Genomic DNA, 8,502 nt, shown 5'->3' on the forward strand with positions numbered 1-8,502 from the left:
CTGATCCAATGAATTGTGAAACACTTTCGATAACTAAAACAGGGATTACGTGAAATCCTATTTGAACAGGCGTTCGCCCTGTTCGTCGATCAGCTGCCGGGCCTTGACGATCGCGAAGTCGGCCGCCTCATCGGCGCCCGGGAAGCGGTCAGCCCGGATGAAGCGATGGCTCTTCACCTCGCCGTCGATCTCCTTCTCGATCAACCCGGACAATTGCTGCTGCCCCCCCTCCGGGAACGGCGTGGCGTGGATGGTGAAGCCCTTGTACTCGATGGTCTTCAGCGGCCCGGCAGGCGTAGCCGGCTTGGCATCCTTGCGGCCGAACAGGGATTTGAGAAAGGACATGACGCGCTCCGTGTGACCGGCGCTGTATAGCGCAGATGCGGCCTGATTGGCCAAGCTCGCCTTGTGGGCTTGTCTTCTCCCATAATAATACCATACGGTATTGTACTATTATGGAGACTGACATGAATTTCTGGCTCGCCCTTGCCGCCGCGCTTGCGGCCATCACCACCCTGATTCACGCCATTCTCGGCGGCCGGGAGATCGCAGCGCCGCTGCTGGCTGCCGAGCGGCTGCATGCGGTGCCGAAATTCACCTTGTACTACTGCTGGCATCTGGTGACGATCGTGCTCGCCGCACTCGCCCTGGCCTTCGGCCTCGTCGCGACCGGCCAAGGCAGCCGCGACCTCGCGCTCTTCGCCACCGCCGGCGCTGCGCTGTTCTGCCTCTGGGGCCTCGGTATGGTCGGGCTGTTCCGCCTGCGCATTGCGCATTTCCCGCAATGGGCCCTGTTCGCGGCGATCACGGCGAGCGGCACGATCGGCCTGTGGCAGTGACTGGCCTTCCCCCGCGCCGCTTCCGCCTGGGCGAATGGCTCGCGCTCGGGCTTACTGCCCTTGCCGAACAGGGGCCTTCCGGGCTGACCATCGAGGCGCTCTGCCGCCGGGCCGGCAAGACCAAGGGCTCGTTCTACGCTCATTTTCCGGCAATCGAAGCCTACCTCGCCGCCCTCGCCGGGCATTGGCGCGAGACCCATACCCTTCGCCTGATGCAGGAGGTCGACACGGGCGGGCCGGCGCAGGAGCGGCTGATCGCGCTCGACAGGATGGCGCTCGCCCTCGACGTGCGCATCGAGCAGGGCATGCGCCGACTCGCCCAGCTCGATCCCGGCGTTGCCGTGACCTGTGCCGAGGTCGATCGCGAGCGTATCGCCTATCTGGAGACTCTTCATGGCGAGAGCGGGCGCTTAGCGCCGGAAGAGGCTCTCGCCCTCGCCCGCATCGAATATGCCGCCTATATCGGCTTCCAGCAGCTCGACCTCGGCCTTTCGCCGCAGGAGCTGCATGACTGCTACGGCATCCTGATGCGGCTTTTGCACCGCCCCGCCAGCGGCTGACGGCTCAGGCGAGATGCAGCACGACCGCGCGCCGGTGCGGGCTGGTCCGGTGCTCGAACAGGTAGATGCCTTGCCAGGTGCCGAGCACGAGCCGGCCACTGCTGACCGGGATCGACAGCGAAACCGGCAGCACCGCCGCCTTGATATGAGCCGGCATGTCGTCCGGCCCCTCCGCGCGATGGGTAAGATAGGCCATGGCCGCATCGTCCGCCGGTGGCACGAGCCGGGCGAAGAAGGCGGACAAGTCACGCTGCACATCCGGATCGGCGTTCTCCTGGATCAGGAGCGAGCAGGAGGTATGGCGCACGAACAGCGTCAGCACGCCGACATCGACCGCCGCCTCGCGTACGAAGCGGGCGACCGCGTCGGTGAATTCGTAGAGCCCCGCCCCGCGTGTCTCGATCGCGAGGCGGGTCTGCTTGCCAGCCATCACCGCTCGGTCAGCGCGAGCTTGGCGCCGAGCGCGACGAAGGCCGCCGCGAAGGTGCGCCGCAGCCAGGCCATCACCGCCGGCTGGCTCACCACCTTGTCGCGCATCGCCGCCGCGAACAGGCCGTAGAGCGCGAAGACGACGAAGGTCATCGCCATGAACACGCCCGAGAGCTCGAGCATGCGCGCCATCGGGCTGGCCTCGTTCGCGGCGATGAACTGCGGCAGGAAGGCGACGAAGAAGATCGAGAGCTTCGGATTGAGCACGTTGAGCGCAAGGCCGTCGACCAGCACGCGCCAGGCCGAGCGCTCGTCGGCCGCAGCCTCGACGCTGAGGGCGCCCTGCTCCTTCAGCGTCTGCCAGGCCATCCAGAGCAGATAGGCGACGCCGGCATATTTGACGATCGAGAAGGCCAGCGCGCTGGCATGCAGCAGCGCTGCAAGGCCCATCATCGCGGCGATCAGGTGCGGCACGATGCCGAGCGTGCATGCGAAGGAGGCGAGCAGGCTGGCCTTGGCCCCGCGCGTCAGCCCTGCGGCGATGGTGTAGATCGCGCCCGTGCCGGGCGAAGCGACGATGATCAGCGAGGTCAGCAGGAATTCGAGGGACATGCGTTGCTCCACTTCCTGCGACGAGGTCGGTGGCGCATCGATATCCCGGTCGTGAACGCCTTGCTAGCCCAGCCCCTCGAAGATGCCGCCGATGACGCTGACCACCGCCTCACCGGTAGCAACCACAGCGGCCCCGGCGCCCTCGACCACGGTCCCGACCACCTCGACCGCGACACCGACCGCATCGATGGTGACGTTGCTGGCGACATCGAGCACGCCGCTGACGACGTCCCCGGCCGTCGAGCCTTCCTCTTCCTGCTTCTTCGCCTGGGGCGGAAGATTCGCCTGCAGCGCCGCCTTGGCGGCTTCGATCTCGTCGGCGCTCGGGATACCGGCCATCTCTGCTCCTCCAAGGGAAGCCCCGATTGTGAGGCGTACCTTAGCAGAACTGTGGCGGACTGGACCGATTCTGCTTGCCCCCTGTGCCTGTCGATCGTAAAGGCAGCGCCGCGTCCCCAGGGACAGCCGTAAGCGTCTCACGTCAGGCAACGCATCCACGAAGGCTCAGCGCCGCCGGGATGCAACAAGGCCATGACGGCGCGGCCTGTCCTTGCAGGATGTCTCCCATGAACTCCGTCCGCAAATTGCCGGCGCGCTATGGCGCGTTCGTCACACCCTTGATCCTCTCCGGCCTGATGACCCTGATCGTCTCAGGGATTTCGACCCTGCGCGTGCTCGGCCCGACACCGGCCTTCGTCGAGGGCTGGCCCGTTGCCTGGGGCCTGTCCTGGCTGATCGCCTTCCCGGTGCTGCTGCTGGCCCTGCCGGTGGCGCGCCGGCTCACTGCGATGCTCTGCGCGCCGGCGGGGTGAGCCCGGGCGACGCGCTCAACACGTCCGCGCGATGTCGTGGACCGCGGCGAGCAGGCGCTCGATGTCCTGCTCGCTCGTGAGATAGCTGACGGAGGCACGCACGATGCCGGCGAGCCCGCGTGCCTCCATGTCGAACGGTGTATAGGCGGGCCCGTTCGCTCCCACCGAAATCCCGGCACTCGCAAGCCGGCTCTTGACCGCGTTGACGTCGAGATCGCCGACGGTGAAGGACACCAGCCCGGACCGTTGCTGCCCGAGATCATGGATCGTGACGCCGTCGATGGTCGCAAGCTCGGCCCGCAACCGCCTCGCCGTCAGGTCGATCTGGTCCCGGATCGCAGGCACGCCGAGCGCCAGCGCCTCATGCAGCGCGACGCCGAGTCCCAGCAGCAGCGCGACCGCGTGCTCGCTCGTCTCGAAGATCCGCGCATCGCCGCGCGGCACTGGCCCCTGCGCCGTCCAGGGCGCGGACAGGACATCCGAGAACACCGGGTCGAGCCGCTGCCGGAGCGAAGCCTGGACATAGAGGATCGCGGTTCCGCGCGGGCCGCGCAGATGCTTGCGTCCGGCACCCTTGAGCACGTCGCAGCCGATCGCCTCGACATCGACGGGAATCTGCCCGAGCGCCTGCCCGGCATCGACGAAATAGGGGATGCCGGCCGCACGCGTCACCCGGCCGACTGCCGCGGCGTCGTTGATCAGGCCACCATTGGCAGGCAGCCAGGTCAGGGCGACGAGACGAACGTGCTCGTCGATCATGCCTGCTAGCGCCTCCGGATCGACCGAGCCATCCTCGCGGCAGGGGATCATCTCGATCCGCGCTCCAGAGCGCGCTGCCGCGCGCTACATCGTCGCGAGATTGCCGCCCCATTCCTGGCGCCCGACCAGAATGCGGTCGCCAGCGCGCAGCGGCGGCAGGGCGGCGAAGGCGAGCCCCCAGCCGGCGGAGCCGCTGGGGGTGAATGCGATCTCGGCGGGCGTGGCGTTGAGAAGGCGGGCGGCATCCGCCCGTGCCTGATCCAGCCGGCCCTGGACCGCGACACTGGCCTCATGCGGGCCATACAGCGCCTCGCGCTGGAGCTGCTCGGTCACCGCAGCGAGCGTGCCGGCGGACATCAGCGAAGCGCCGGCGTGATTGAAGTGGATGCTGGTCGCGCAGCCCGGCGTTGCGGCGCGGAGCGCTTCGATATCGAGGCGGCTCATTGCCGAACCCGCACAAGGCGGGCCGCGTCCGTAGCCAGGGCGAGCATCAGCGAGGAGTCAGTCATCATCATCGTCGAAATCCCTTCGATCCCGACGATGGCAGCGCCGTCCGCGGCTGACCAATTCGAAACGTCCGACGCTGCGATCGATCTGGCTCATGGGTGGAACCCGGCCTATAGCTCGATATCGATGATCGGAACTCCATCGCATGCGCTCCTCGCCCGTCCTGCCACCGCTGCATGCGCTGCGCGCGTTCGAAGCCGTCGGCCGCCTCCTCAGCTTCCGCCGCGCCGGCGAGGAATTGCTGATTACGCAGAGCGCCGTGAGCCATCATGTCCGGACGCTGGAAGAAGCGCTGGGAACCATGCTGTTCGAGCGCAAGGGGCGCAGCATCGCCTTGACCGCGGCAGGCGCACGCTATCTCGACAGTATCTCGCAGGCCTTCGCTCTGGTCGCCGACGGAACCCGCGAGATCCGCTCGTACGCTACGCGCCAGGTCCTGACGGTGAGCCTGCTGCCATCCTTCGCCGCCAACTGGCTGGTGTCGCGTCTCGCCGGTTTCCTGGCCGCCTATCCGCAGATCGAACTCGTCCTCGACCCGACGCTGAACCAGGCCAACCTCGCCGCCGGGGAGGCGGATATCGCGATTCGCTACGGCGTCGGCGAATGGCCGGGCCTGCGCTGCGAGCTGCTTGCTGCCGAACGCCTGCTTCCGGTCCTGAGCCCGGAGCTGGCGGCACGTCAGCCACTGGCGAAACCTGACGACATCCTCTCGCACACCCTGCTGACCAGCCATCGTCCCACCGAATGGGAGGCCTGGTCGCGGCATACCGCCCTCGACCTGACCTCAGCCAGCCGGCTGCAGTTGACGGACTACAACGTCGTCCTGCAGGCCGCGCTCAATGGTCAGGGTGTCGCCATAGGCCGCAGCCTTCTCGTCGCGGATCATCTCCGCCGTGGCGCATTGCTCGCGCCATTGTCGGATTTCGCGACCGCGCCGGGGCTTGGCTACTGGGCGGTCCTGCCGGGCAGCGGCGCAGGCAAGCCGGCCGCGGCGATGTTCGTGAACTGGCTCAGGCACGAAATCGCCGAGGCCGGATCCGCGGGAATGGCCCGCCAAAATGAAACGGGGCGCTGAAGCGCCCCGTTCGAACTTCGCGTCAATTGTCCAGGAAGCTCCGGAGCTTGCGGCTCCGGCTCGGATGCTTGAGCTTGCGCAGCGCCTTCGCCTCGATCTGGCGGATGCGCTCGCGGGTGACGCTGAACTGCTGGCCGACCTCTTCGAGGGTGTGGTCGGTGTTCATGCCGATGCCGAAGCGCATGCGCAGCACGCGCTCCTCGCGCGGGGTGAGCGAGGCGAGCACGCGCGTCGTGGTCTCGCGCAGGTTCGACTGGATCGCCGCGTCGATCGGCAGGATCGCGTTCTTGTCCTCGATGAAGTCGCCGAGATGCGAATCCTCCTCGTCGCCGATCGGGGTCTCCAGCGAGATCGGCTCCTTGGCGATCTTCAGGACCTTGCGCACCTTCTCAAGCGGCATGGCCAGCTTCTCGGCCAATTCCTCCGGGGTCGGCTCGCGGCCGATCTCGTGCAGCATCTGGCGCGAGGTCCTGACGATCTTGTTGATCGTCTCGATCATGTGCACCGGGATGCGGATGGTACGGGCCTGGTCGGCGATCGAACGGGTGATCGCCTGGCGAATCCACCAGGTCGCGTAGGTCGAGAACTTGTAGCCCCGGCGGTACTCGAACTTGTCGACCGCCTTCATCAGGCCGATGTTCCCCTCCTGGATCAGGTCGAGGAACTGCAGGCCGCGGTTCGTGTACTTCTTGGCGATCGAGATCACGAGACGCAGGTTCGCCTCGATCATCTCCTTCTTCGCCTGCCGGGCCTCGCGCTCGCCCTTCTGGACCATCAGCACGATCTTGCGGAATTCCTGAATCTCCAGGCCGGTCTCGGAGGCCATCGTATGGATGTCCTCGCGCAGATCCTTGATCCGGTCCTTCTCCTGCGCGACGAACTCCTTCCAGCCGCGCGAGCCGAGCTTGGAGACGCGCAGCAGCCACTTCGGGTCGAGCTCGCCGCCGATATGCTGCTTCAGGAAATCCTCGCGGCCGACGCCGTAGCTCTCGGCGAGACGCAGAAGTCTCGTCTCGTGAGAAATAAGCCGCTTGTTGATGTCGTAGAGCTGCTCGACCAGCGCCTCGATGCGGTTGTTGTTGAGCGAGAGCGACTTCACCGAAACGATGATGTCGTCCTTCAGCTTCTTGTACTTGCGGTCCTGCGACGGCGAGAGCTTGGCATTCTCCAGCCGGCCGGCAATGTCCTGGTCCTGCAGGCGCCGCAGCTTGGTGTAGTTGCTGGCGATCGAGTCGAAGGTTTCGAGCACGCGCGGCTTCAGCTCGGCTTCCATGGCCGAGAGCGACACGTTGTTCTCCATGTCGTCGTCGTCCATGCCTTCGGGCGGAGTCTCGCCCTCGGGTGCAGCCTCCTCGGCCTCAGCCACCTCCTCGCCCTCGCCCGGCAGCTGGTCCGGGTTCTTGCCGTCGGGACCGGCATAGGTCGCTTCGAGGTCGATGATGTCGCGCAGGAGAACCTTGCCCTCCATCAGCTCGTCGCGCCAGATGATGATCGCCTGGAAGGTCAGCGGGCTCTCGCAGAGTCCCGCGATCATCGCCTCGCGGCCGGCCTCGATGCGCTTGGCGATCGCGATCTCGCCTTCGCGCGAGAGCAGTTCGACCGAGCCCATCTCGCGCAGATACATGCGGACCGGATCGTCGGTGCGCTCGGTCGGCTCGAGATTGCGCTTGGTCTCGACCGGCAGCGCCGAGCGCTGCGCCTCGACCATGTCGCCGCCCTCGGCCTCGTCCTCTTCACCGTCCTTGCCGCGGGCCGCACGCTCTTCGCCGGCCGCTTCCGGATCCTCGTTGTCGACGACGTTGATGCCCTGCTCGCTGAGCTGGCCGAGCACATCCTCGATCTGCTCGGAGGAGAACTCTTCCGACGGCAGGACCTCGTTCAATTCGTCATAGGTGACATAGCCGCGCTTCTTGGCGAGCTTGATCATCCGCTTGACGGCCTGATCGGTGAGATCGAGAAGCGGGCTGTCCGTGCTCGGGGGCGCCTCCGGGGAACCCGCTTCGGACTTGTCCCGCTCGCTCACTTTGGTCGCCATCAATCAGCGCTCCACCATCTTGCGCGCCGGTGCTCTGGACCCGACGCATAAAAGGGCGCCGCGGCAGACGTCACTGCCGCGCACCCACCCAACTCAATCCGCCATAGATAGCGCCGACCATCGTTGATGAATCGTGCACCATCCTCAAAGCCGTCCTCGATTCTGCCGACGAAAGCAACGGGCCGGCCTGGTCATTTCTCTGGGTTCGCCTCGGTCCCCTCGATCGTCTCGAGGCGAGCCTTGACGTCCTTCATCCAGGCGAAATTGGCTTCCGTTGGTTCGTCAGCCAATGCGCGTTCGGCTGCCTTCAGCTCGCTATGTAGCGTGCGTGCGCGATGATGCAAGACGAGAGCCTGACGAATCGAATCAAAAACAGATTCAGGATCAGCCGTTTGCGCGAGTTTCAGCCGTTCGGCCGGCTGGGTGACGGCGAGCAGCGCCGCTCTCGCCTCCGCCACGCGGGTCTGCTCCAGCCTGCGCCCGAACGCCTCCTGGTCGAAGCTGCCATCGAAGGCCGCTTCGACGAGCGCCTGGCGGAAGCGCTCGGCCGCGGTCCCGTCGAGCGCAAGTTCGGCGATCTCGTCGACGCAGCGCATGACGAGGTCCGGATGGCTCGCAAGGGCCAGCAGGATGAACGCCTCGCGCGTGTTTTCGCCGTGCCGGCGCTGCATCATCTGCGAACCGGCAAGTTGCGGGCTCGGCCGCACCAGCGACAGCGGCGGCCGTTCGGAGCCACGCGGAAAGCCGCGCCCGCCGCCGCGCGCAGTACCGCCGCCGAACCCGCTCTGGCGCCGGCCCTCGAACCGCTCCTGCCGCGCCGGCGCGAAGAGCTGGCCGAGCCGCTCGTCGATCTCGCGGCGGTAGTGCCGGCGGG

At 66.6% G+C, this 8,502-nt stretch carries 11 protein-coding genes and 1 pseudogene; 5 read left to right on the plus strand and 7 right to left on the minus strand.

Annotation, left to right across the window (positions count from 1 at the left end; translation table 11 throughout):
- Positions 1 to 57: 57 nt before the first annotated feature.
- Entirely contained in the window at positions 58 to 345 is a 288-nt protein-coding gene (locus CXY91_RS24015; protein ID WP_091842774.1) for an HlyU family transcriptional regulator, read from the minus strand.
- 122 nt (positions 346 to 467) lie between these two features.
- On the opposite strand from CXY91_RS24015, the gene CXY91_RS24020 reads away from it, so the two are divergent.
- Together CXY91_RS24020 and CXY91_RS24025 are read left to right on the plus strand one after the other, a co-directional pair.
- Positions 468 to 839 (plus strand): hypothetical protein, encoded by a 372-nt coding sequence (locus tag CXY91_RS24020; RefSeq protein ID WP_100964011.1) that lies wholly within the window; start codon positions 468 to 470, stop codon positions 837 to 839.
- Positions 836 to 1,399, plus strand: a complete 564-nt coding sequence (locus CXY91_RS24025; RefSeq protein ID WP_158673567.1) for a TetR/AcrR family transcriptional regulator — start codon at positions 836 to 838, stop codon at positions 1,397 to 1,399. Before CXY91_RS24020 ends, CXY91_RS24025 begins: the two co-directional genes overlap by 4 nt.
- Before the next feature lie 4 nt (positions 1,400 to 1,403).
- Here CXY91_RS24025 and CXY91_RS24030 read toward each other — a convergent pair whose 3' ends face one another.
- The 3 genes from CXY91_RS24030 to CXY91_RS24040 all read right to left on the minus strand — a co-directional run bounded on the left by CXY91_RS24030 (position 1,404) and on the right by CXY91_RS24040 (position 2,779).
- Positions 1,404 to 1,829 carry a secondary thiamine-phosphate synthase enzyme YjbQ gene (locus CXY91_RS24030; protein ID WP_100964015.1) on the minus strand — a complete coding sequence of 142 codons (426 nt, stop codon included), beginning with the start codon at positions 1,827 to 1,829 and terminating at the stop codon, positions 1,404 to 1,406.
- On the minus strand, positions 1,829 to 2,440 hold the full coding sequence (locus CXY91_RS24035; RefSeq protein WP_100964017.1) for a LysE family translocator: 612 nt from the start codon (positions 2,438 to 2,440) through the stop codon (positions 1,829 to 1,831). The genes CXY91_RS24030 and CXY91_RS24035 overlap by 1 nt, the downstream gene beginning before the upstream one ends.
- A gap of 63 nt (positions 2,441 to 2,503) precedes the next feature.
- Complete coding sequence (locus tag CXY91_RS24040; RefSeq protein WP_100964020.1) at positions 2,504 to 2,779, minus strand: hypothetical protein; 276 nt, start codon at positions 2,777 to 2,779, stop codon at positions 2,504 to 2,506.
- A 227-nt stretch (positions 2,780 to 3,006) separates the two neighbouring features.
- On the opposite strand from CXY91_RS24040, the gene CXY91_RS24045 reads away from it, so the two are divergent.
- Positions 3,007 to 3,252 carry a DUF2798 domain-containing protein gene (locus CXY91_RS24045; protein ID WP_100964022.1) on the plus strand — a complete coding sequence of 82 codons (246 nt, stop codon included), beginning with the start codon at positions 3,007 to 3,009 and terminating at the stop codon, positions 3,250 to 3,252.
- Between the two features lie 15 nt (positions 3,253 to 3,267).
- Here the strand turns inward: CXY91_RS24045 and CXY91_RS24050 are convergent.
- A pseudogene (locus tag CXY91_RS24050) lies at positions 3,268 to 4,455 on the minus strand (aminotransferase class V-fold PLP-dependent enzyme).
- A gap of 208 nt (positions 4,456 to 4,663) precedes the next feature.
- On the opposite strand from CXY91_RS24050, the gene gcvA reads away from it, so the two are divergent.
- Positions 4,664 to 5,593 (plus strand): transcriptional regulator GcvA, encoded by a 930-nt coding sequence (gcvA, locus tag CXY91_RS24055; protein WP_100964024.1) that lies wholly within the window; start codon positions 4,664 to 4,666, stop codon positions 5,591 to 5,593.
- Positions 5,594 to 5,615: 22 nt separating this feature from the next.
- Here the strand turns inward: gcvA and rpoD are convergent, their stop codons facing one another.
- Positions 5,616 to 7,628 carry an RNA polymerase sigma factor RpoD gene (gene rpoD / locus CXY91_RS24060; protein WP_100964026.1) on the minus strand — a complete coding sequence of 671 codons (2,013 nt, stop codon included), beginning with the start codon at positions 7,626 to 7,628 and terminating at the stop codon, positions 5,616 to 5,618.
- A gap of 191 nt (positions 7,629 to 7,819) precedes the next feature.
- The gene (locus tag CXY91_RS24065; RefSeq protein ID WP_210202609.1) at positions 7,820 to 8,224 is read right to left on the minus strand and encodes a hypothetical protein; all 405 of its coding nucleotides are present in this window, start codon (positions 8,222 to 8,224) and stop codon (positions 7,820 to 7,822) included.
- A gap of 12 nt (positions 8,225 to 8,236) precedes the next feature.
- Between CXY91_RS24065 and CXY91_RS30735 the strand changes: the two genes are divergently transcribed.
- On the plus strand, positions 8,237 to 8,502 hold a 266-nt coding region (locus CXY91_RS30735; RefSeq protein WP_210202610.1), incomplete at its 3' end, for a hypothetical protein.

The organism is Allobosea sp. FBZP-16 (assembly GCF_002831785.1).
GTDB lineage: Bacteria > Pseudomonadota > Alphaproteobacteria > Rhizobiales > Beijerinckiaceae > Allobosea > Allobosea lupini.